The organism is Shewanella sp. TB7-MNA-CIBAN-0143 (assembly GCF_040310065.1).
Classification (GTDB): Bacteria; Pseudomonadota; Gammaproteobacteria; order Enterobacterales; family Shewanellaceae; genus Shewanella.
The window spans coordinates 15094-36995 of sequence record NZ_JBEOPL010000020.1 but is presented as its reverse complement, the minus strand read 5'-3'; the positions used below and the strand labels follow the sequence as shown (position 1 = coordinate 36995).

Below are 21902 nucleotides of genomic sequence, written 5' to 3'. Positions count from 1 at the left end.
ATGAAAACTGCCCAGGAATACATAAGTGAGATTAAAACCCACATTATTGAAGTGAGTACCCAAGAATTACTGACGGCAATGCTTAACCCTGATGTGATCATCATCGATGTTCGTGAGCATGATGAGTTTACGACGGGCCATATAGAAGGTGCGGTGAATTTTCCACGTGGAGTATTAGAGATGAAAATACACGAGCATCCTTTAGTGAGTCATCACTGCGAGTGGGTATTGGCGTTAAATGAACTAGCTGATAAAGACATATACCTTATTTGTCGAACTGGTGGCCGTTCTGCACTGGCGGCAGCATCATTACAGGATATGGGGTTTAGCAAACCTCTGTCTGTTGCCGGTGGCATGATGCAATGGCAACAAGATGGCTTTCCATTGGTGCCTCATAAAATATAAATTACGCAAACATGAGCCAACATTATGTGGCTCATGGCTTATTTTTTACTGATGGCAGATGCTGTTAATGGCTAACCGTGCTAATGGTTGATTGTGCTAATGGTTGATTGTGTTAATGGTTGATTGTGTATTCATTTTTAGAGCCGATTTAGCGGTATTTTAAGGTAGTAGTTACCCTTACCGTCAGCTAATGGCATGTTACCCGCACGAATATTCATTTGAATGGCGGCTAATAATAGTTGCTGTATGTCAGGGCCAATATGGCGTTGTTGATGCCGTTTAATAAACTCTGCTAGGGTGACATTCCCCCCTACCACACTGTTATAGCGTTTTTGGGCAATCACCGATGTTTCTAACCCATTATCTGTACGTTTCTGTGCATGTGGATCATGGCCAACAAACACCCGAGTGCAATTAGGTAATGCCAATATTCGCTGAATTGAATGGTACAAGGTTATTGCGCTGCTATTGGGGAAGTCAGTATTAACGGTACCTAATTCTGGCGTTGACAAGGTGTCGCCTACAAACACAACATCTTCAATGAGATAACTGACGCAGGTTGGTGTATGACCCGGTGTATGCATAATGTGAATATCTAAATGACCCAGTTTAATGAGTTCTTCATCCACAAATAATTGTTCAAATTGTTCGCCATTACATTTAAAACTATCATCAAGATTCAGTAATCGCTTAAAGGTATGTTGAACTTTGGTGATGTGCTCGCCAATTCCGGTTGTTCCACCACGTTTTTTCTTGATATAACAGGCCGCAGAAATATGGTCGCTGTGGGCATGGGTTTCTAAAATCCATTCAACTTCAAATCCATGTTTATCGATATGCTCAATGATGCTATCAGCAAAACTCGTGCTTATGGTGCCAGACGCCATGTCAAAATCTAAAACAGGATCAATAATCGCACATTGACGGGTAGCAATATCGGTCACCACATATGTAAGAGTATGGCTAGCTTGATGATAAAAAGGATCGATTCGAATTCTACTCATGACACATTAACTCCCAACACAATACACTGGTATTTGTCAGATAAAGCCTCAGATTAATATTGGTAATATTCTCAACATCATTGATTCAATGACTGAGGAGGGTTAATCACTACAGCATGATGTTAAATTAAACCATCAATGTAAACTGCGGATTAAGTCGCAACAAACAGCGAATTAATAAGCATTATTTGATTTACGATCCGAAGAATAAGGCTTAATGATAAAGCCCTATTCCCGTGGTAGTTTGTTAATTACTTTTTCGACTTTGGCTTTTGACTATTGCTTTCGGCTATGGCTTAGCAGTAACCGATGGAGTAGATTTTTTGATATCCTTTTTCAGTGAAAATGCGCCACGAATATCACCAAGGGCAAAGTTAACCGCTTTATCATCTGGATAGGTTTTGCTAAGCAATGCACTCACTTCCGGTTCAATATTACTGCCATGGCAACCTAAACATAATTGTTGCGCTGGTATGGCCTTCATATAACGAAACTGAGTGTTGCCATCATTGACGATAAACTCACTCGCCACGATTGGCTTATCTGCAGGTTGTTGTCCTGAGGCATTCACCAGCTCAAATTGTTGTAATTGCGATAACTCCCATTCATCTGGCGTATTGTCTGAATTACGTACACGTAAACTGGTTCGAGTCAGTGTCCAGCCATCTTTCGAGTTTTCAGCGGCAATGGCAGGTGCAACCGATTTACACACCGACACCGCATTGATTAAGCCACCTTGTTTAATTGCGGCTTGTAACTGATCTTTTAACGCTTGGCTAAAATCGGCAATGCGTTGATTGGCCTGTTGTTCAAGCACCTGCTGTTGCGTTAGTGATTCAGCATGGCAAAAGCTGCTCATGCCAGCAATCACTAATAACGCACTGATGTTACGTGCATTTAAAACCGTTTTTTTGTGCTTTGATGTTAATTTCATTATTTGTCATCCTCGTCTTCAAGTCGGGTCATTCCCATTAACTTCAGGGCATAATTTTCGTACATGGGTTCACTACTGCCAGGGCACCGTTCGGTCGTAAGCGATATAACACAATCAATACAAAGCTTGTGCCATATCACACTAGCTAGGTTTAATCGCTTAAAATCATTAGCTTAAACATTATTGAAATTGACAGGATGCCCATGCTAGGTTGTTGAGTGACAAATGAGTGACAAATATGACATCGTAATGACATTTATCGTGCTATTAATGTCATTATAAAGGTTGGCCGATTAATATGAATCGCAAGCGAGAGTAATCAATGAATAAAACCACCGTTGTACAATCTATGATAAACGCTATTGATAAACCGGCGATTTTTATTACTCCCGATTATGTGATCCATGCGGTTAATCAAGCCTATATCGAAACCTATGATGACGACGTTATTTTAGGCCAAAGTAAATGCCATCAAATCTCTCATAATAGTGACCAACCTTGCGATAAACACGGTGAGGAATGCCCGTTATTACAATGCCAGAGTACTAACCGAGCTGCCAGTGCCGTGCATATTCACAGCACGGTGCAAGGTAAGTCTTACTGCGACATTTTAATGAAACCTATAAAAGATAATAGTGGCATGGTATTGGGGTATCTAGAGATTTTAGATGCCATAGATTACGCATCGACAGAATCAAAAAAAGGCACCATGATCGGTCAGTCTGCGCCATTTAAGCAGATGCTCAACAGGATTAATAGAGCCTCTCAATCCAATATCGCGGTTCTGTTACAAGGTGAAACTGGTTCAGGCAAAGAGTTAGTTGCTAAAGCGGTACATCAGGCCAGCAACCGAAATGATAAACCGTTTGTGGTGATTGAATGCACTGGGCTAAGTGAAAATCTGTTCGAAAGTGAATTATTTGGCTATGAAAAAGGTGCATTTACAGGGGCGACAAGCAGCAAAAAAGGCTTGATTGAAATAGCGCACGGTGGAACGGTGTTTTTTGATGAAATTGGTGATGTACCGATGAACATGCAAGTAAAGTTACTTAGGTTACTTGAAACCCAGTGTTATCGTGCCGTCGGCGGATTAAAACAGAAACGTTCTGACTTTAGGCTAGTCAGTGCCAGCCATAAGAATTTACTCGATTTGGTTGAAAAAGGTGAATTTAGGCGCGACCTGTATTACCGCATTGCAGGATTTCCGATTTACTTACCGTCGTTACGTGAGCGTTATGATGACATTCCGACGCTGGTGAATCACTTTATAAAATATTCTGATTACAAACATAAAAAGTTTTCGAGCAATGCATTAACTCTTTTGGGTCGTTATGCATTTCCGGGAAATATTCGCGAATTGAAAAATATTATTGAGCAATCGGCACTTATCGCCAATGAGGATGTTATACACAGCAGTGATTTACCTGAAAGCGTTCAACCTAGCCACACATCTAAGGATGAAACAATTGCCGTAAAACTTAACACCGAACTGATGACGTTAGATGACATGGAATGTGCGTATCTTTCGCAGGTATGTGAGCAATATGCAGGATCGCCAGCCGAACTAGCGATAACGCTTAATATCAGTGTGCGTACCTTATATCGAAAATTACAACGCTATGGTTTAAAGCTTAACTAGCCACCACAGCGCTGTGATAAAACACCCCTAGCGATCATTAATGAGCAATTAGTGAATGTTTTTTATTGCAGCAACGTTTCATTGTTGTGGTTTCATTCGCCAATTCAGATTTAGACTCGCAGCAACGTTTATGTGTCGCCAGATCAGATCTGTTCTGACAGTCTTCACCATGAGCGTGTTGATGATCATGGTCATGGTTATGTTTATGCTCATGGTTACAGCAACCACCAGTGGCTTTCTTAGCAATATTATTGATGGATGGTCGCCCCTGACTTGCCTCGGTAAATGGCTCACAGTCCGCTAAATGACTACTGGCAAAATACTCTATTGCAGTACGACCATTTTTTGCGTGAAATACACTCAATTGTTGGCTTAATAACTTAGATAAAAGCTGTTGGCCAATGTTGCGCACGATGACGCGATCCGCTCCATTTGCCAGTATCATACTGACTAATTGTTGCTTACCCTCACATCCTTCTGTTAATGCTGGGTTGGCAAAGCGCCCTTTTACTTGGCCTTGCTCATCAATGAATAGCATCTCATCGGCACGGCTAAAGTGGTTGGCAATATGTTGGTCTTTCATAGGTATGGCAGTAATCATCATGTCTCCTCATGTGCATTTTTAACAAATCGATTAAACGCAGTTGTTCCAACTTGGTTTATCGACATGCCACTGGGCTTAAAACAGCTTTTGCCGAGAGCGTCCTAGAATCTTCGTCTATTTTTGGAGGCTTGGCATTATCTGCTTAAATTAATCGAATAATAGTAATTGGCATATGCAATATATACTCTTATTATTAGCATATGCCAATAATAATTTCGATTCTGGTTTGAGTTTTGTGACGCGTGACATTATTTATGATGACAAGTATTTTACCTGTCATAAGCCGTGCGAGGATTAAACAAAACGATGAAGGATGGTGAATGGATTGACTTAAAAAAGAGGAAATCCTTTTCCATAAAATATCATGTTATTACATGATATGAGTCTTTGTGGTTTTCTTGGGAGCATCTACAAAGTGGCTCGAGATAATCCTTTATCTACATGATGAACTTGTTATGTTTACGACCAGTGCACGTGGGTTATTTTCCAATGACCATCCGCTTGTTTTATTAACACAAGCGTTTCCATGGTCATTGAGTCAATACTTTTACCTTTATATTCACCTTGGGCGTGACTTATTGACGTTGAAATAGCAATGTCACCCGTAATCGTTATTTGGTGTTCTTTTGCCGTTATGGTTAACCCTTTTAAGTAGGCCATATCCGCAAGCATGTGATGATTGGCATAATCCGTAAGTGAACGTTCTACTTTTCCACCTTCATAAATTTGCACATTGACAGCTAATGACTGCCTAACAATAGCCTCATTACCCATTTGTAATGCAGCATGAAATTGTTTGACGACATTACCCGCGGCGGAATCAACACCGATAAACGCTTTTTGTTCTATGGGGTGAGTTTCATCACCATGGGCGAAGCTCAATGAGCTTTGTCCTGCTGACATCAGTAGTATCCCGGTCGTTATGAGTATTGTTAAAGGGCTATTATTCATTTTTATCTCTCTGTTAATTTATAGTGATTATCCAAGGCTCATAGGACCTAGCACGCTCGAAAGTACCGCTGTTGTCGCTAATATCAGTACTGCTATTAATGCTTCTAATCCAATCGATTTTTGTAGTTTTTGTTTTGCGAGTGATGGGTTCGCAATCGTTAATTTCGGTACTAAAACCAATTTATGCCATGCTGCTATAAGCAAAATGATAGCCACCAAACTTAGCTTGATGGTGACCGCAATACCATAATTGGAACTGAATAATTCAGTGGGACTATCAAACAACATCCACACCATTCCCATGCCTGAAAGCAACACTAGAATGACAATCACTATGCCTAAACGACCAAATGTATCCATGACATTTTTTATGACGATGTTGTCATAGACGTTGTCATCACTGTGGTCATCGGTGCTGCATAATTTCCATAATGGATAAAAAGCGCCTATCCAACTGCCAATGATCAACACGTGTATCAATATTAAGCCTTGAGCAAGCAATCCCAGTTCAGTGCTGTGGCCAATAAAAATAAACGTGACAGCAATTAACAGACAGCTGATAATGGCTAATACCGCAGAAAACGTTTTGATATAACGGTTCTTATGTAACAGTAAACCACTAGCCACTAGCATTAACCCAAAACCGATTAAGCGCCAAAGCACCGTTTGCCCTACCTGGGTTGGCCAAAGAAAAGCATGCATCTGCGCATCAAATATTCCCATCAAGCCACTTTCAGCAAAAGATCCTACTTGCGCAAAATAATTGATACTGACGGCAATCAACCCCAAAACGGCACCTACGCCGGTATATTTTGCAACGCTAATACCAAGGTTCGGTTGACCCTTAATGAGATATTGCATCAATGTGCCGCCAATAACGGCGGCAACACTCAGATAGATAACCCATTTAGATATCAACACCGATATTTCAAATACGGTTAATATCATGTTTACTCATCCACTTATTGATGTGCAGTGTGCTCGCTAGTCTCATGCTCCATTGTCATAGGCGGTGCACTGCGAGTGTTCATGCCAGAGTCGTGAAGCATAAAGCTCATGTTGCCTTTCATCTTATGACCGTCATCACCCATGATCATCCAGTTAACCGTGTAATTAGCTGCGTTTAATGCTGGTAGAGCGAATGAAAATGCTGCTTGGCTGGTCGCACTTGAAGGTAATGTTAGCGGTACGCTTTGCTGCTTCTCATCTTGCATTGTTAATTTGACCAAACGTACCGGAGCCGTAAAGGTCAGTTCAAGCGTTGTTGGGGCTTGACTTAGCATGGCACCGTTAGCGGGCATAGAACTGCCCAATCCGACATGAGCAAATGCTGAAGCACTCAGGAATAGACTTGTTACGACTAAAACCTTGTTAAATAATTTCATGATATTTCCTTTTATATTGTTTTTAACGATCGAAAAACGGTTTACATAAATGATTAAATATTGGCTTAGCTAACATCTTGGCGCCAAGCTTATAACTCAGTGTACGAACGAGATCTTAGAACCACGCGCTAAAACCAATAACAAACTGGGTTTCTTGTGTATCTTCCCCTTCACTTCGGGCGTAATCGGCGGTATTACCGAGCTTCTGACGCCAATCCACACCGATATAGGGTGCGAACTCTCGAACAATCTCGTATCTCAATCGCAGCCCTGCACTGACGTCAGATAAGCCTGAGCCTATTCCAAGTTCAGCATCGTCCTTACCAAATAAATTAACTTCTACTTCAGGTGTGAGTATCAATTTTTGAGTGATTAACAGTTCATATTCCGCACTCAACCGCATAGCCGTACGGCCTTGTTCACCGATGAATAAGGCCGCATCAATATCAAAGAAATATGGCGCTAACCCTTGAACCCCAATCACAGCCCAATTACGGTTCGGCGTCGGTTTGATATCGGTTTTAATACCGAATTGTACATCCCAGTATGGTGCGATGGGCTTACTGTAAAGAGCCTGAATTTCAAGGTCTTGCTTATCACTATTTGAATATTCACCTTCGGTTTTAAGCCACAACTTATTCAAATCGTAACCTAACCAGGCTTGTGCACTAAACTGGGTGGGATCTTGCGGATCCACGCCTTTTTCAAATTGATCCAACATGACTTTTGTTAATAGAGGATCATCATTACCGCCGGCAAACACAGCTGAGCTAGCCAATGAGGCGCTCAGACTCAACAGTCCCAATGCCACTAAATTCGTTTTATTCATCTGTATTCCCCTTATTTCACCACGACTTTTCTGAACATGCCTGGCATGTGGAATAACAAGTGGCAATGATATGCCCATTGCCCTTTTGCATCTGCTGTGACTAAGTAACTTATCTTAGAACCCGGCTGAACTAATACCGTGTGCTTACGGGGAATAAAATCAGCATCGCCTGTCTCTAACTCACTCCACATACCATGCAAATGCATAGGGTGAGTCATCATCGTGTCGTTCACCAAGGTGATCCGCAGTCTTTCTCCGTATTCAAACTCTAATGGCGCAGCATCCATAAATTTCACCCCATTCACAGACCACATATATCGGTTCATATTGCCGGTTAAATGCAGTTGAATTTCGCGGCTAGGTTGGCGTGTGTCGTAGGTAGGATGTAAGCCTTTAATATCGCCATAAGTTAATACTTTGCGGTTAAATTGCTGTTGATGGTCACGCAGCCCAATCCCGGGATCATGTAAACCACTTTTTGGCGCATCGGCACGCATATCCACTTGTGGGCCGAACTCGGTGTCAATGTGTTTAATTTCATTGTTACTGCCAAAGCCTGCAAGCCCTAGTCCTGAGACTGTCGCTTTCGCAGCGTCCATGGTCATTTTGCTGTGATCCATGCCTGACATATCACCGCCACCCATAGCCATCTTGTCATGATCCATGCCTGACATATCACCGCCGCCCATAGCCATCTTGCTGTGGTCCATGCCTGACATATCACCGCCGTCCATAGCCATCTTGCCATGATCCATGCCTGGCATATCACCGCCGCCCATGTCCATTTTGCTATGATCCATTTTGCTATGATCCATACCACTCATATCCATATCACTCATGTCCATGCCCATATCACTGTGGCCAAGGACTGGCCTTGGATCCATTGGGGGAATAGGAGCATGTAAACTGGCATCTGAGGTAAGGTTACCTACCGTAAAGCCGGTGCGGTCGATACTCTGAGCAAAAATACAATAGGCATTATCAACCTCTGGCTCAATAACCACATCATAGGTTTCAGCAACACCGATTCGAAATTCATCCACAGAAACCGGTTGAATGTTCTGACCATCACTGGCGACAACACTCATTTTGAGACCCGGTATACGCACATCAAATATGGTCATCGCAGAACTATTTATAAAGCGTAAGCGCACCTTCTCACCTTGTTCAAACAACCCTTGCCAGCCCTGTTGCGGAGGATTGCCATTCATTAAATAGGTGTAAGTTGAACCCGTAACATCAGATATGTCTCTGTCACTCATGCGTGCGTTATTCCACATCGAACGAGCGTTCCACGTATTGGCTAAGCCATTTTTATTCACGTCAGAGAAAAAATCCATTACCGTACGCTCACGGTAATTATAGTAATCGGCTTGTTTCTTTAATTTGGCATAAATGTTTTCAGGGGCTTCGTCAGACCAATCAGACAGCATGATCACATAGTCACGGTCATATATGACCGGATCGGGGGTCGCAGGATCAATCACAATAGCACCGAATAAACCGGTTTGTTCTTGATAGCCTGAATGACTGTGATACCAATATGTGCCACTTTGCTGGACGGTAAATTGATACTCAAATGTTTCACCGGGTTTAATGCCATCAAAGCTAAAGCCAGGCACACCGTCCATTTCGGTGGGTAAAATAATACCGTGCCAGTGAATAGAGCTATCATGGTCGAGATTATTTTTTACTCTTAAGGTGACTGTTTCACCTTCTTTCCAACGTAATAACGGCGCGGGCAGTAATTGGTTTACCACAGTGGCCCGAGCAGATTTTCCGGTAAAGTTAACCATTTTATAGTCAATTGATAAGTCAAACACTTTGCCAGAGAGCTGGCTCAACGATTGGCTTAACGCATTGGCAATGGCATTTTTAGGGAAAGGGATCGACATCAATGCCAACATGGCGGATGCACCAAACACAAACCGGCGTCGGCTGTTGTTGAGTTCACTGTTTGTCGTTTGAATCATGGGTTTTATCATGTATTGAGATTTCATTGCACAGACTCCTCAAGCGAGTTCACTTGGGCGTAAACCTGGCTACTGCCATCATTTTTCAACAGTAAGACTTGGTATGGCATAAATTTATCTTGGTACTCCATACCTGGGCTGCCCACAGGCATAGCCGGAACGGTTAGGCCGATAGCATCTTTAGGGGGGGAGGCTAAAAAACGACTAATGAATTTTGCAGGGATATGCCCTTCAAACACATAACCTTGAGATGACACTGCGGTATGACAAGATTGCATTGAAGCAGGAATACCCTTTGACTGTTTAAACTCATAAAGGTTGTTAATATTGTGGGCATCAACACTAAATCCACGGTCACTAATATGAGTAAGCCATTTCTCACAACAGCCACAATTGGCATCTTTATAAACAGTGAGTAATGGCGCCGTAGTGCCGGGCTCCGCTGCATGAGCAGGTAACATCCCTCCCATAATTTGCAGAATAAAAATAGTACCTATGACACGAAAAAAACGAATAGAATTGCGATATAGAGCAGACATAATATTGCCTCCAAATCAAATTTCGTCACATTAAACAACGCGGTTTAATGTCAGTTTATTAACCGAAAAAGTTAAAAAATTGAAACTACATGATTGGCTAGGACAGTTAGCAAAAAAAAGGCGTAACTGTGCCTATGTTAGGCAAATATTGGAGGACGGTATAAAGATGAAAAATACTGAGGCATTAGTGCTGAGGTAAACATTGTTGCAGAATTAACTAAGCTGACTTCTGATTTAAGCGTTGGCATAGCCATCGTTAAAGCGACGGATAAACATGAGCCGACAGGACAATGGCACGCTTGGGCGCAGCAATTATCACTCTCATTATCACTCATGTCACTCATGTCACTCATGGCATTCTTTTGCATATTCATGTCATGACAAGCATTGTTATTATCTGTCGATAATGTTGACTTTGTCATTGAGCTCATTGGCATATTAGCTGACATAATCACAGACGCAAAAGCCTGACCGACAAACGTCAGTAAGACAAACATCATGATTAAGTGGGCTTTACGCAAAATATACTCTCCAAAAACAACAGCAAACAGCAAACAGCAAACAGCAAACAGCAAACAGCAAACAGAATAGTGAAATGTATTATCTTAAACAAGGGTTATTTTAACTTGTTTTACTTAGTATTGACTATAAACCCACGTGCAGCACATAGGTCAAGCAGGTTTTTATAACGATAGAGCGCTATGTAAGCGCCCTATCAATTTTACTATTGTTGCATCATTTGACTGTGTTGTTTCATGATAATAGCCATTAACTCTTCGTGATTAACTAATTTGACGTTTTCACCTTTTACGCTGGCGCGGTCTAAGGTTATCACCGGTGATGCAATAAATTTCTTTGCATTGGTTGAAGAGAAAATCTCTTTGCTACGCACTTGAATATCTTCATCTTTGGTTAGATGTAGACTCCAATATAACGCATCGGACTTAATAAAATTCGTATCATCTGCTCCTGATGAAAACACATCATAAAACTGTAATTCTATTAAATGTTGACCAGGAGACACCTCCATTTCACTTTTATTTGATGCCGATTTGCCATCGACCGCAGTAAAGATTAAATAGTCAGGTAATGAGATAGTGGCAGCCATTGCTGCTGAGCTGGCTAAAGATAATAGTGTGATCGCAATGAATTTTTTCATAATAAACTCCGTTAACTTTTTGATGCTTATAGTTTTTTGATGCTTATAGTTGAAGCAACAAAAATCTTTATAAATTAATGTGGGTAACTAATAAACATAAAGAATTAAGCTATCGGAGGCGGATTTTGGCTTACTAGAATGGTGGGGGTTGATGTCCATAAAGGCGAACTCACTTTGGCACTCGTTAGTAGAGCACCGGTGAGGTTTGTTGCTGATAACAAAAATGCATTCGCGACCGCATGACAATGGCTAATGCATTGACTCATATCGTTTAAGCAACAGTCATCGTTAGTATCACAGTCACTTTGCATCATCGTTGATTGATGCATACTACTCGACTGCATGTCCGACATGGCCATTTCATTAGACATAGCAAAACTTGGAACAAGTAATTGTCCAAGTAGTGAAATTATCATTGCTATGTTTAACAGCGTATTTCGCATTATGTCGGCCATATGATGAGTACGATTCAACATTAACAATTTAATTAGAGTGATAATCAGAGCTGAATCACATTTTAAGGTTTAGCCATAGTTGAATGCCCCAACCTTGCATGTGTTATGGCAGAGCAATACCACTGTTATAATAAACCTTAGTAATAAACCTTAGTAATATAAAACCTTAGCATTTAATGCTGGGTAAGCATTTCCATTGGGTTGAATATTGAGGTGTGAGTAAATCACGGCGCATGGCCCATTTTTGTTCTATTCCTTGTGCTGCCAGAAACACTGTATCGCGGCCATATCGTTGGTTGATGCCGTCAAGCGTATCCATCAAGGCATAATTGACCTTCGCGGTATTAAATAAATCAAATTGAAAATGTTTCTCGCTGGCTAAATCAACCAGGCCCACACCAATTTTGTAATAACGAACACCATTGCTAAATAATCTCGGGGCGGCGTCTGTCATGGCTTTAGTGAGTTCAATGGTGCAATTGGTTGGACACGGAAAATGGACAATAACTTTATAACTCACAGGCCGCTCGTCGTGGGGCGAATTACTGGCAAATAACAACATGGTTTTGCAATGTGAGCCTTGCTGACGCGCTTTACTTGCTGCGATACCAACATGTTTACTCAATGCCTGTAATAGCGATTCAAAATCGCAAATACGTTCGCCCACACTGCGGGTGGAGAAAATTTGCTTTTTATCTGCCCTAGCCTCATCCCATTGTTTACACACTTCGCCGTTAAGTTCGCGTACGGTGCGTTCAATTTCAATACTAAATTGTTTTCTGGCTAGACTGGGTGGCATAGAGGCGAGATCGTATGCGCTGCGAATATTCATCAATTCAAGCTTTTTACTGATGCGCCTGCCAATCCCCCACACCTCTTTAACGGCAAGCTGGCGTAAAATGTCATTACGTTGCTGCGCAGTGTCGATAACGCACACACCTTGGTATCCCGGTATTTTTTTAGCGGCGTGATTGGCTATTTTAGCTAAGGTTAACGTTTGGCCCATGCCCACACAAACAGCCAAGCGGGCTTCTTTCCAAACGGCACGGCGAATTAACTGACCTTGGCTATGCAGGCATTTGATTGCGGGATAACAATGTTTAAAAGACAGGAAGCTTTCATCGATGGAGTACACATGTTGCTCTGGTGCAAAACGACCGATTATTGCCATCATCTTTGCCGATAAATCGGCATACAATTCATAATTAGATGAACACACAATGACATTGCGCTGGGCACATAATGCTTTCGCTTGAAAGTAAGGCAAAAACTTCTCAATACCCGCCTCTTTTGCTTGCCGATTAGCCGCGACAATACAGCCATCGTTATTGCTCAGTACAATAATCGGTCTGCCGCGCCAGTCAGGACGAAAAACCTGTTCTGCACTGCAATAAAAAGCATTGGCATCGACTAAGGCAAACATTGTTACCTAACCTTTTTTACTGATAAGCAGTGGGCTTTGACGATGACAACGAATTGAGCGAATAACCACACCTTCAATACTAAAGTCATCATAGTCGCAGATGGTCACAGGTAAATGTTGCTCATTAGACGACATCAGCATTCGCCGATGCATGTCGAGAATTTTACACACAAACTCACCATTAAAATTAGCCACTATCACGTCGCCATTTCTAGCCGTTTCATGACGATCGACAATCAATAAGTCACCATCATATATTCCCACACCTTGCATCGACTCACCTTGGGCTAAGCCGATAAAAGTAGAACTTGGATGCTGGATTAATATCTCATCAAGGCTGAGGCCTAACTGAAGATACTCAGCTGCAGGAGATTCAAAACCGGTAATGCCGGCACTGGCTGCAATGGGAATAACGCGCATATGACAACCTCTAATATGATATGTACTGTATAAATACAAACCGTATAAATAAACAGCACACAAATAAGCACTGTATAAATATATACTGTATAAATAAACAGTATATATTAGCGTTAAATTTTGTCAGTGCAAGTTTATTTGCTTTAAACCGCGACAAGCGGCGGTTATGTTCAATCGTTAACGCCGTTTTTATTGCCTCTGCACAACAACATCGGTCCATAACTAATGCTTCTTCAATGTAGCAAAGCGTCAATACATCAAAGTGATAGCTTCATTATTGATGAAATAATATGTCCAAGGTCAAAATATAATCAATGAGCTTGGTCTACACTGATAACAGGATCAAAAATCAAGCTAACCTATTTATTAAACAAACAAATAGACTTATTTCATATTGACTCGGGGGTCTAGCATGACACTCGCAACATTCCATATCGACATGCACGATGATAACTGCTTACTGAACCTTGCTGGTGATTGGCAATTAGGCCAAGCACCGCTAGGCGCAGATATTTGTGCTGAGCTGCCATCTAATTGCCAATCTGTCACTTTAATCACCACAGAGTTGTCTCATTGGGATTCAAGCCTCGCCATTGCCTTATTACAATTATCTCGCTGGTGTGAGCAACATAAACTATCACTAGACACTCAACAAACACCTCAAGGGCTGCAGCAACTACTGCTGCTCGCTACCGATGTTGCGGTTTATCAACCCACTAATGAGGGTGCCCTAGGCGGGCTATGGCCGACCTTACGTCGAGGATTGATTAATCAAGGCTTACAAGTACACGATGGATTAGTATTTGTCGGTAACTGCACTTTGGCACTCGGGCGTTGGTTGGTTGGCAGAGCGAGAACTCGCCGAAGTGATATCGTTTTTTTTATCGAACAAGCTGGGCCTAAAGGGCTTGCTATTGTGACCTTAATTAGTCTGCTCGTGGGAATGATTTTGGCTTATTTAGGCTCGGTACAGCTGCGCCAATTAGGCGCCCAGGTATATGTGGCTAATTTAGTGGCTATCGGAATGGTGCGTGAAATGGGTGCTCTAATGACAGGCGTTATTATGGCCGGCCGAACGGGAGCCGCTTATGCGGCGCAGTTAGGCACCATGCAAGTTAATGAAGAAATTGATGCGCTGCGAGTAATGGGTATTCCTACCATGGAGTTTCTGGTTTTACCGCGGTTATTAGCATTAATTTTTATTATGCCGCTAATGTGTATTTATTCGGATGTAATAGGCATGATTGGTGGTGCGTTAGTTGCTAACGGTATGGGCGTGAGTTATACCCAATATATTTTGCAAACCCAGGTTGCGATTGATTGGGTCGATATTTCCACTGGTTTAATAAAGAGTTTAATTTTTGGATTTTTAATTGCGATTGCGGGTTGTCAGGCAGGACTGCTTTGCGGACGTGACTCGAATGCCGTTGGTTTAGCGACGACCCACGCTGTGGTTAAGGCCATTGTTTTTTTGGTTGTCTCCGATGCGGCGCTTAATATCTTATACGATAAATTAGGGATCTAACCATGGTTGATGATGCCTTTATCAGTGTACGTAATCTATCAGTCGGCTACGGCAGTACCGAGGTGCAAAAAAAACTCAACTTCGACATTAACAAGAATGATATCTTTTTTGTCATTGGCGGCAGTGGTTGTGGCAAAACAACCTTGCTCAAATCGATGGTGGGATTACTCACGCCACTACAAGGCGAAGTACTCTATCAAGGCAAAAACTTTTATGAAGCAGATGAACCCGAGCAGGTAGCAATGCTCAAAAATTGGGGGATTACCTTCCAAACAGGCGCATTGTTTTCGAGCATGTCGCTTGGCGAAAATGTGGCTTTACCCCTGCAGCTCTATACCGACCTTTCGGAGCGACAAATTGCAGAAGCCGTTGCCTATAAGCTAGCATTAGTTGGCTTAGCGGGCTTCGAGAAGTTTTACCCTGCCGAGTTAAGTGGCGGTATGCACAAACGCGCAGGATTAGCGCGGGCGCTGGCATTAGACCCTCAATTGCTATTTTTTGATGAACCCTCTGCGGGTTTAGACCCTATTAGCTCGATGCGTTTAGATCAATTGATCGTGCAAATATGCCAGGCGCTAGACTCTACCGTGATCATTGTGTCCCACGAGCTGCCCAGCATATTGTCAATCGGCACTCGCTGTGTGTTTTTGGATAATGAAACCAATACTATGCTCGATTGTGGTGACCCACGAGAATTAAAAATACACAGTAGCCAGCCTAGGGTTCGTCAATTTCTCAATCGTACCGAAAAATCGGAGATATCATGAGTAAAAGCCAACGACTTCCGCTCGCGATTGGTGCCTTTATTTTTGGCGCTATTATCTTAGTGTTTATTGCATTACTGTTCTTTTCTGGAGGGCGTATATTTGCAGAGAAAGCCCCGGTAGTGATGTTTTTCAACAGTTCAGTGCAAGGGTTACAGGTAGGCGCACCGGTAAAATTAAAAGGGGTCATAATAGGTGAAATAAGCGATATCAGTATCGATTTCCCTAACGACAGTAGCCAGGGTGTCACGGCTGCAGTTCATGCCGACTTATTGTTGAAACGTATCAATATTAAGGGGATCCAAGTAGGTGAAGAGTTTTTTTCACACGCCATCGATAACGGCTTACGCGCCCAGCTGAATTATCTGAGTTTACTCACCGGACTGCTATATGTTGAACTGGATTTCTTTCCCAACACCTCGCCGTTATTCCATGGCGAAAAAGACCAATTATTAGAATTGCCGACCATCGCGACTGATTTCGAATCGTTGTCGAAAGACCTGCAATCGTTAAACTTAAAAAGTTTAGTCAACAATGTCGACAATTTAGCCCAGCAGCTCAGTGACATTGCCGCCAGCGGAAAAATACAGCAAGCATTGGATAATTTTGATAATGCAGCCAAAGCCGTTAACAACACCGCGATTAACTTGGACAACACTCAAGCAGCGTTAGGTAAAAATGGGCTTGAAGTACTGTTAAAACTCGATAATTTACTGGTGCAATTAAATAATGATGAACCCAAGCTCGTTGAGTCGCTGAACCATAGTTTAACTGAATTACGCAATACACTATTAAGCATGAATCAGCTTGCAAACCAAGCAGGTAACACACTCGACCAAAACTCGCCCTTGTTGATAGAACTCACCAATACCTTGGAAGAAATCCGCCGCACAGCTCGATCATTACGTAGCTTGAGTGAAACCTTAGATGAACAACCTGAGGCCATCATACGCGGTAAAAAAGCCCTACCTTTAGGAGAATAATGTCATGGGGAAATATGGAGTTTGGACCATTAACTGGGGGATCGGTTTACTGCTATTGAGTTTAGTGAGTGGCTGCCAAAGCTCTCCCGAAAAACAGTACTTTGTGTTAACTGCAATACCCAACCAAATAGTGTCGGGCAGTACTGCGTTAGAGTATGACATTGGTATAGGGCCAATTGACGTCGCCGAATACTTACATTTTACACAGCTGATGTATCAACTTGACGATGGTAACCTGCAACGATTTGCCAATAGTTATTGGGCTGAACCGCTTGAACAAGGAATCAGCCGGGTCATGAGTATCAATCTCAGCCAAAGCGATAACCGTCGTAACCTAGTGTTATTTCCTTGGCAAGCAGACAACAGCCCCCTGTACAGCATTAAAATCAAGGTTATTTCCCTCAACCGAGATGGCAATAATGCCAGACTCAATGCCAACTGGGAGCTAACAAACAATCCATTAAACCAAACATTGGCAAAACAAAATTTTATCGCGGTCACTAATGCAGGTTCGACTGCAGCGGAGTTTGTCAGCGCGTACAGCAACTTATTGGCTCAGTTGGCAAAGGAAATTGATAAATCATTACCACAACATTCAGATTAAACACTCCAGCCTACTGTCAGCATTCTCGCGTCAGAGTTGTCGCGTCAGAGTTGTCGCGTCAGCGATGTTGTGTAAACGATGTTGTGTAAACTTTGTTGTATGAGCGGTGGTGTGAGCGGTGGAGTAAATCATAAACCTAACTATTAAGCTGTTTTACAGCGTATTGAGTAAACAAACTCAAACAATAACGCTATCTATAGCACTACTTATAGCGCTATCAATACTGATGCCAATCCCAAGAAAAATAGCAACCCAACATAGTTAGGTGGCTTAAGCACTGGCAGCGTTCATATTACAAAACCTAACTCACCTTTATCCCAAGTTTAGGTTAATTATGCTGATGATAATCAACTGCACTTATCTCTGCCTCTCAAATAAACAATACAGCCAATAAACATCAAACCAGCACATATTCAGCCACGCATTTCATTGCTTAACTCAGCGTTAGTTAAATTTGCTAACAATTCGAACATTGACATTTTTTGTCAGTCTTTCAATATGGCTAGGCAAATAATTCTGTAAAAATAGACCAAGGAACACGATAACAATGAATAAATCCTTAATTGCGATTGGATTAACCACAGCACTATTAAGTGGTTGCGGCGTATCTGATACAAATAACACTAAGCTTGCAGCCGTGACCTCACCGGCCCCCGCTAAAGCAGAGTTAGGTACTTTTGGTGTGGATTTAGCTGCACGAAATGAAGCCGTTAAACCTGGCGATGACTTTTTTATGTATTCAAGTGGCACTTGGTACGACAACTTTGTCATGCCTGCCGACAAAACTCGTTATGGCGCATTTAATGCCTTAGCTGAGCGCAGTGAAAATCAAGTGAAAGCAATTATCGACGATATTGCCAGCCGCAGCGACTTAACTGCCGAAGAACAATTAATTGCTGATTTTTATCATGCCTATATGGATACCGACACCATTAATAAACTAGGTATCACACCAATTAAAGCCACCTTAGATCAAATTACTGCGATTAGCTCAACTCAAGATTTAACCAAAGTATTCGGTGAAGCATGGCTTACTGGTGCATCGTCCCCTATTTGGGGTGGAATGTGGTTTAACCGTATAGATCCCAATCAATATGAAATGACCATCGGTGCTGGTGGTTTAGGCCTGCCCGATCGCTCGTATTACCTCGAAGACAGTGAGCGTTTCGTTAAAATTCGTAAAGCTTATGTTGAGCATATCGCTGCAATGCTGGCTTTTGCTGGTATAAACGACGGTGCAAAACGTGCCGAGGCAATTCTTGCCCTTGAAACAAAAATAGCACAGGCACAATGGCCTAGAGAAAAACGCCGTGACCGTGATTTAACCTTAAACCAACTCAAACGTGAAGAATTGGTTAAGCAATATCCTGGATTTGATTGGGATATCTATTTCGCACAGAGTGGTTACCAAGTACCACAACTCAACATATCTGAACCTGAACCGGTTAAGGCTATGATTGGCTTAATTAACCAACAACCGCTCACTGTGTGGCAAGACTATTTAACATTCCACACCATTAGTAATAATGCAGGGTTATTGTCTGAAGACATTTTTAATACCAATTTTGCTTTTTTTGGCAAAGAACTCACTGGTCAAGAGCAACCTCGTCCACGCTGGAAACGTGCAGTTGAAGAAATGTCTGGCACTCAGTCTCTAGGTTTCGCTATTGGTAAAGTCTATGTGTCGCGTTATTTCCCTGAGTCGTCTAAACAAAAAATGGCCGAGTTAGTTAAGAACCTGCGCACAGCATTAGGCCAACGCATTGATGGTTTAGATTGGATGGGCGACGAAACTAAAGTGAATGCCCATGCTAAGTTAGCGGCATTTAACCCTAAAATTGGTTACCCTGATGTGTGGCAACAGTTTGATGGCTTAACCCTCACTAAAAATGATTTAATGGGTGATATTAAGAATCTGCGCAAATATTTCCAAGTCGATAGCGTAACGAAAGAACTGGAAAAAACGGATCGTAATCGTTGGGGTATGACACCGCAAACGGTCAATGCCTATTACAACAGCTCGTTTAATGAAATTGTGTTCCCTGCGGCAATTTTACAACCGCCATTTTTCGATCCAAATGCAGATGCAGCAGTTAACTATGGCAGTATCGGTGCCGTAATTGGTCACGAAATGGGCCATGGTTTTGATGATCAAGGTTCTAAATCAGACGCCAATGGCGTTCAGCGTAACTGGTGGACAGATGAAGATCGTGCCGCTTTTGATGCTAAAGCCGATAAGCTCGCTGCGCAATATAACCAATATGAACCAATCCCTGAAAACTTTGTTAACGGACGCAACAGTCTCGGTGAAAACATTGGCGATGTAGGCGGTTTATCAATGGCATACCATGCTTACAAATTAAGCTTAAACGGTAAAGAAGCCCCGGTGATAGATGGCGTTACTGGCGATCAACGTTTCTTTTTAGCTTGGGCTCAAGTGTGGAAAGAAAAACGTACCGAGCAAAGTATGTTAACTCAGTTACGTGCCGGCACTCATGCACCAGGTCGTTACCGTGCCCTCGCCCCGCGTAACCACGATGCTTGGTATAAAGCCTTTGATGTTAAACCAGGTGATAAGTTGTACTTGCCTGAAGATCAGCGCGTACGTATTTGGTAATTTAGTGCATAAATAGCTGCAATAACGTGCCGCGATAGCAACAAGCAGCCGACATAAAAATGCCCGTCAGTTAACTGACGGGCATTTTTATCACTATCTATACGAATTCCTAAAATAATATCAGCAAGCTTGTGGGTAATAGCGAGTAAAGACCTAGACAAACATTCGGATTGATTAATCAGTTACTGGTAATATCGTTTGAACACTTTTCAAGTCGGTTAACAATTTTCTCTTGATAAGCTTTTACCGTAGAGAAACTGTGTATTTTCATAAATAAGTCCGAAGCAGTTTCTTTAGATGCATCCGTTAAATTAACCCCTTTATACAGTGCTGGTACCGTATTTTGTTTCATGGAATTATCTGCAAATATTAAATTTAATTTGACTACACGGGCCAACTCTTCTTGATAGAGAAAAAATTGCCTTAAATGTGTATTCTCTATTTTGGCAGTTTTGGATCTGTCTATTGTTAATATTTCGTCAATTAGGCGGTTTAATCTACTACGAAACTCAATCGCTTCATCCATAACCTCAAGCCATTTTATTTCAGTATTTGATAACAAAGCCAAAAAATACAATGTACGTGCTTTGTTATAATTAATAAATCCTGGCCACATAACATCTTCACTAGAAATATTAAGTGCTCTATCAAACTGGTCACATGCAGATTTTAAATACATGGTCACATCTTCTATAATTGACGGAGATATAGAGCCAATACCTTTCTGTACCACGCTAAGGCCGTTAAGTGAGAGAATATCGATATCCCCCATATTCAGGGACTCTCTAAGCAAGTGCATGCCCTTTTTGTTGTAATATAAACCAAGGTAATTGTGATAAATCGTTTTTGTGACAGGATTTCGAAGTATAGGACCACGAACATGGAGAAGATCTGCATGGATATTAAAATTACCATCAGCAACAAAATTCTGATATGAAACAACAGCTTTAAATAACTTTATTGTTTCAGTTATTTGAATTGAATTTCCCTTGCTTACCGAATGCAGTATGTCTCGTTGCCTATCTACCTCTGTTAATATCTTGTCCATGCGTTTTTTATAGAGTTTTTTATCCGTATCAGAAGCATTAAAAACAGCAGGAAATAAAACGATAAGATCAATCATATACTGTAACGTATCGGCAAAAAGTACGGCAGTACCGGATTCTTTTTTCAACTTATACTCAACTGAATCAAATAGTTCTTTGTCTAGTGTTTTTTCGTCTTTAGACTTAAATTGATTGATTAACTCAGGAAGAGAAGTTACATAGTGCTCATTATCAAGAATGTTACCTTCCATTTTGCTTATATTGTTCACACTATCGATTGATGTATACGTCCTGACAGCTATAAATAGAGCTAATAGTGCAATGCAGAAGCCAACTGTCGATATTGTAAAACTCAGTAAATCTTTGCCCTCTTTAAGATAATATACCCAAACTGCAATACAAGAAGAAAACATGACGAGTATAAAAATTGTGAAATATATTATTTTTGATGTACGCATTTATCTTCCTAATATTATTAATATTTGTACGTATATATTGAACTAAAACCTAAAAAAACAGAACGCGTTAGCGCGTCAATCCAAGAAGCCTTTATTTATAAAATGTCGTTCATCACACCAATATCCTTGAGGATAAATTGTACCCAATAATAGCATTTTAACTTTTCTTTGAACCATGGTCATGT

22 protein-coding genes are annotated in these 21902 nt (G+C 41.6%); 7 read left to right on the top strand and 15 right to left on the bottom strand.

All coding sequences use genetic code 11. The annotated features are described in order from the left end of the window. Positions 1-405 carry a rhodanese-like domain-containing protein gene (locus AAEY97_RS16065; protein WP_101088325.1) on the top strand — a complete coding sequence of 135 codons (405 nt, stop codon included), beginning with the start codon at positions 1-3 and terminating at the stop codon, positions 403-405. 137 nt (positions 406-542) lie between these two features. Here the strand turns inward: AAEY97_RS16065 and AAEY97_RS16060 are convergent, their stop codons facing one another. Both AAEY97_RS16060 and AAEY97_RS16055 read right to left on the bottom strand, forming a co-directional pair. Further along, complete coding sequence (locus AAEY97_RS16060) at positions 543-1409, bottom strand: MBL fold metallo-hydrolase (protein WP_192114885.1); 867 nt, start codon at positions 1407-1409, stop codon at positions 543-545. Between the two features lie 289 nt (positions 1410-1698). Beyond that, positions 1699-2343 (bottom strand): Tll0287-like domain-containing protein, encoded by a 645-nt coding sequence (locus AAEY97_RS16055; protein ID WP_243756185.1) that lies wholly within the window; start codon positions 2341-2343, stop codon positions 1699-1701. A gap of 322 nt (positions 2344-2665) precedes the next feature. On the opposite strand from AAEY97_RS16055, the gene AAEY97_RS16050 reads away from it, so the two are divergent. Beyond that, positions 2666-3982 carry a sigma-54 interaction domain-containing protein gene (locus tag AAEY97_RS16050; protein ID WP_192114884.1) on the top strand — a complete coding sequence of 439 codons (1317 nt, stop codon included), beginning with the start codon at positions 2666-2668 and terminating at the stop codon, positions 3980-3982. A gap of 37 nt (positions 3983-4019) precedes the next feature. Here the strand turns inward: AAEY97_RS16050 and AAEY97_RS16045 are convergent, their stop codons facing one another. The 12 genes from AAEY97_RS16045 to AAEY97_RS15990 form a co-directional block, all read right to left on the bottom strand. Then, on the bottom strand, positions 4020-4586 hold the full coding sequence (locus tag AAEY97_RS16045; protein WP_192114883.1) for a NifB/NifX family molybdenum-iron cluster-binding protein: 567 nt from the start codon (positions 4584-4586) through the stop codon (positions 4020-4022). 459 nt (positions 4587-5045) lie between these two features. Continuing rightward, positions 5046-5489: a YybH family protein gene (locus AAEY97_RS16040; protein ID WP_192115162.1), complete on the bottom strand. Its 444-nt coding sequence runs from the start codon at positions 5487-5489 to the stop codon at positions 5046-5048. A gap of 75 nt (positions 5490-5564) precedes the next feature. Further along, positions 5565-6485 carry a CopD family protein gene (locus tag AAEY97_RS16035; protein WP_192114882.1) on the bottom strand — a complete coding sequence of 307 codons (921 nt, stop codon included), beginning with the start codon at positions 6483-6485 and terminating at the stop codon, positions 5565-5567. A 14-nt stretch (positions 6486-6499) separates the two neighbouring features. Then, a complete protein-coding gene (locus AAEY97_RS16030; protein WP_192114881.1) occupies positions 6500-6922 on the bottom strand; it encodes a copper resistance CopC family protein in 423 nt (140 codons plus the stop codon). A 115-nt stretch (positions 6923-7037) separates the two neighbouring features. After that, positions 7038-7751 (bottom strand): copper resistance protein B, encoded by a 714-nt coding sequence (locus AAEY97_RS16025; RefSeq protein ID WP_011711624.1) that lies wholly within the window; start codon positions 7749-7751, stop codon positions 7038-7040. Positions 7752-7762: 11 nt separating this feature from the next. Beyond that, entirely contained in the window at positions 7763-9751 is a 1989-nt protein-coding gene (locus tag AAEY97_RS16020; protein ID WP_192114880.1) for a copper resistance system multicopper oxidase, read from the bottom strand. After that, a complete protein-coding gene (locus AAEY97_RS16015) occupies positions 9748-10263 on the bottom strand; it encodes a DUF411 domain-containing protein (RefSeq protein ID WP_192114879.1) in 516 nt (171 codons plus the stop codon). Before AAEY97_RS16015 ends, AAEY97_RS16020 begins: the two co-directional genes overlap by 4 nt. Before the next feature lie 137 nt (positions 10264-10400). After that, positions 10401-10784, bottom strand: coding sequence for a CopL family metal-binding regulatory protein (locus tag AAEY97_RS16010; RefSeq protein WP_243756186.1), 384 nt, complete (start codon positions 10782-10784; stop codon positions 10401-10403). Positions 10785-10987: 203 nt separating this feature from the next. After that, positions 10988-11422, bottom strand: a complete 435-nt coding sequence (locus AAEY97_RS16005) for a DUF2057 family protein (protein WP_192114878.1) — start codon at positions 11420-11422, stop codon at positions 10988-10990. 104 nt (positions 11423-11526) lie between these two features. Then, positions 11527-11865, bottom strand: a complete 339-nt coding sequence (locus tag AAEY97_RS16000; protein WP_350999970.1) for a hypothetical protein — start codon at positions 11863-11865, stop codon at positions 11527-11529. Positions 11866-12043: 178 nt separating this feature from the next. Then, positions 12044-13300 carry a Y-family DNA polymerase gene (locus tag AAEY97_RS15995; RefSeq protein ID WP_192114876.1) on the bottom strand — a complete coding sequence of 419 codons (1257 nt, stop codon included), beginning with the start codon at positions 13298-13300 and terminating at the stop codon, positions 12044-12046. A gap of 6 nt (positions 13301-13306) precedes the next feature. Continuing rightward, positions 13307-13720 (bottom strand): LexA family protein, encoded by a 414-nt coding sequence (locus AAEY97_RS15990; RefSeq protein ID WP_011637424.1) that lies wholly within the window; start codon positions 13718-13720, stop codon positions 13307-13309. 412 nt (positions 13721-14132) lie between these two features. On the opposite strand from AAEY97_RS15990, the gene AAEY97_RS15985 reads away from it, so the two are divergent. The 5 genes from AAEY97_RS15985 to AAEY97_RS15965 all read left to right on the top strand — a co-directional run bounded on the left by AAEY97_RS15985 (position 14133) and on the right by AAEY97_RS15965 (position 20213). After that, positions 14133-15245, top strand: coding sequence for an MlaE family ABC transporter permease (locus AAEY97_RS15985; protein ID WP_101088332.1), 1113 nt, complete (start codon positions 14133-14135; stop codon positions 15243-15245). 2 nt (positions 15246-15247) lie between these two features. After that, a complete protein-coding gene (locus tag AAEY97_RS15980; RefSeq protein ID WP_192114875.1) occupies positions 15248-16012 on the top strand; it encodes an ABC transporter ATP-binding protein in 765 nt (254 codons plus the stop codon). Then, a complete protein-coding gene (locus AAEY97_RS15975) occupies positions 16009-16992 on the top strand; it encodes an MlaD family protein (RefSeq protein ID WP_192114874.1) in 984 nt (327 codons plus the stop codon). The genes AAEY97_RS15980 and AAEY97_RS15975 overlap by 4 nt, the downstream gene beginning before the upstream one ends. A 4-nt stretch (positions 16993-16996) precedes the next feature. Next, on the top strand, positions 16997-17596 hold the full coding sequence (locus tag AAEY97_RS15970; RefSeq protein ID WP_192114873.1) for a PqiC family protein: 600 nt from the start codon (positions 16997-16999) through the stop codon (positions 17594-17596). Positions 17597-18143: 547 nt separating this feature from the next. Beyond that, entirely contained in the window at positions 18144-20213 is a 2070-nt protein-coding gene (locus AAEY97_RS15965; protein WP_192114872.1) for a M13 family metallopeptidase, read from the top strand. A 178-nt stretch (positions 20214-20391) separates the two neighbouring features. On the opposite strand, the gene AAEY97_RS15960 is transcribed toward AAEY97_RS15965, so the two are convergent. Then, positions 20392-21717: a hypothetical protein gene (locus AAEY97_RS15960; RefSeq protein WP_192114871.1), complete on the bottom strand. Its 1326-nt coding sequence runs from the start codon at positions 21715-21717 to the stop codon at positions 20392-20394. Positions 21718-21902: the final 185 nt, after the last annotated feature.

Bases quoted from the DNA above. Each gene is read 5' to 3' on its own strand.
- AAEY97_RS16035 (WP_192114882.1), bottom strand. From the start codon at position 6,485: ATGATATTAACCGTATTTGAAATATCGGTGTTGATATCTAAATGGGTT.
- AAEY97_RS16050 (WP_192114884.1), top strand. From the start codon at position 2,666: ATGAATAAAACCACCGTTGTACAATCTATGATAAACGCTATTGATAAA.
- AAEY97_RS16005 (WP_192114878.1), bottom strand. From the start codon at position 11,422: ATGAAAAAATTCATTGCGATCACACTATTATCTTTAGCCAGCTCAGCA.
- AAEY97_RS16020 (WP_192114880.1), bottom strand. From the start codon at position 9,751: ATGAAATCTCAATACATGATAAAACCCATGATTCAAACGACAAACAGT.
- AAEY97_RS16015 (WP_192114879.1), bottom strand. From the start codon at position 10,263: ATGTCTGCTCTATATCGCAATTCTATTCGTTTTTTTCGTGTCATAGGT.
- AAEY97_RS15980 (WP_192114875.1), top strand. From the start codon at position 15,248: ATGGTTGATGATGCCTTTATCAGTGTACGTAATCTATCAGTCGGCTAC.
- AAEY97_RS15995 (WP_192114876.1), bottom strand. From the start codon at position 13,300: ATGTTTGCCTTAGTCGATGCCAATGCTTTTTATTGCAGTGCAGAACAG.
- AAEY97_RS16060 (WP_192114885.1), bottom strand. From the start codon at position 1,409: ATGAGTAGAATTCGAATCGATCCTTTTTATCATCAAGCTAGCCATACT.
- AAEY97_RS15975 (WP_192114874.1), top strand. From the start codon at position 16,009: ATGAGTAAAAGCCAACGACTTCCGCTCGCGATTGGTGCCTTTATTTTT.
- AAEY97_RS15990 (WP_011637424.1), bottom strand. From the start codon at position 13,720: ATGCGCGTTATTCCCATTGCAGCCAGTGCCGGCATTACCGGTTTTGAA.
- AAEY97_RS16030 (WP_192114881.1), bottom strand. From the start codon at position 6,922: ATGAAATTATTTAACAAGGTTTTAGTCGTAACAAGTCTATTCCTGAGT.
- AAEY97_RS16065 (WP_101088325.1), top strand. From the start codon at position 1: ATGAAAACTGCCCAGGAATACATAAGTGAGATTAAAACCCACATTATT.
- AAEY97_RS15965 (WP_192114872.1), top strand. From the start codon at position 18,144: ATGAATAAATCCTTAATTGCGATTGGATTAACCACAGCACTATTAAGT.
- AAEY97_RS16025 (WP_011711624.1), bottom strand. From the start codon at position 7,751: ATGAATAAAACGAATTTAGTGGCATTGGGACTGTTGAGTCTGAGCGCC.
- AAEY97_RS16000 (WP_350999970.1), bottom strand. From the start codon at position 11,865: ATGCGAAATACGCTGTTAAACATAGCAATGATAATTTCACTACTTGGA.
- AAEY97_RS16040 (WP_192115162.1), bottom strand. From the start codon at position 5,489: ATGTCAGCAGGACAAAGCTCATTGAGCTTCGCCCATGGTGATGAAACT.
- AAEY97_RS15970 (WP_192114873.1), top strand. From the start codon at position 16,997: ATGGGGAAATATGGAGTTTGGACCATTAACTGGGGGATCGGTTTACTG.
- AAEY97_RS15985 (WP_101088332.1), top strand. From the start codon at position 14,133: ATGACACTCGCAACATTCCATATCGACATGCACGATGATAACTGCTTA.
- AAEY97_RS16045 (WP_192114883.1), bottom strand. From the start codon at position 4,586: ATGATGATTACTGCCATACCTATGAAAGACCAACATATTGCCAACCAC.
- AAEY97_RS15960 (WP_192114871.1), bottom strand. From the start codon at position 21,717: ATGCGTACATCAAAAATAATATATTTCACAATTTTTATACTCGTCATG.
- AAEY97_RS16055 (WP_243756185.1), bottom strand. From the start codon at position 2,343: ATGAAATTAACATCAAAGCACAAAAAAACGGTTTTAAATGCACGTAAC.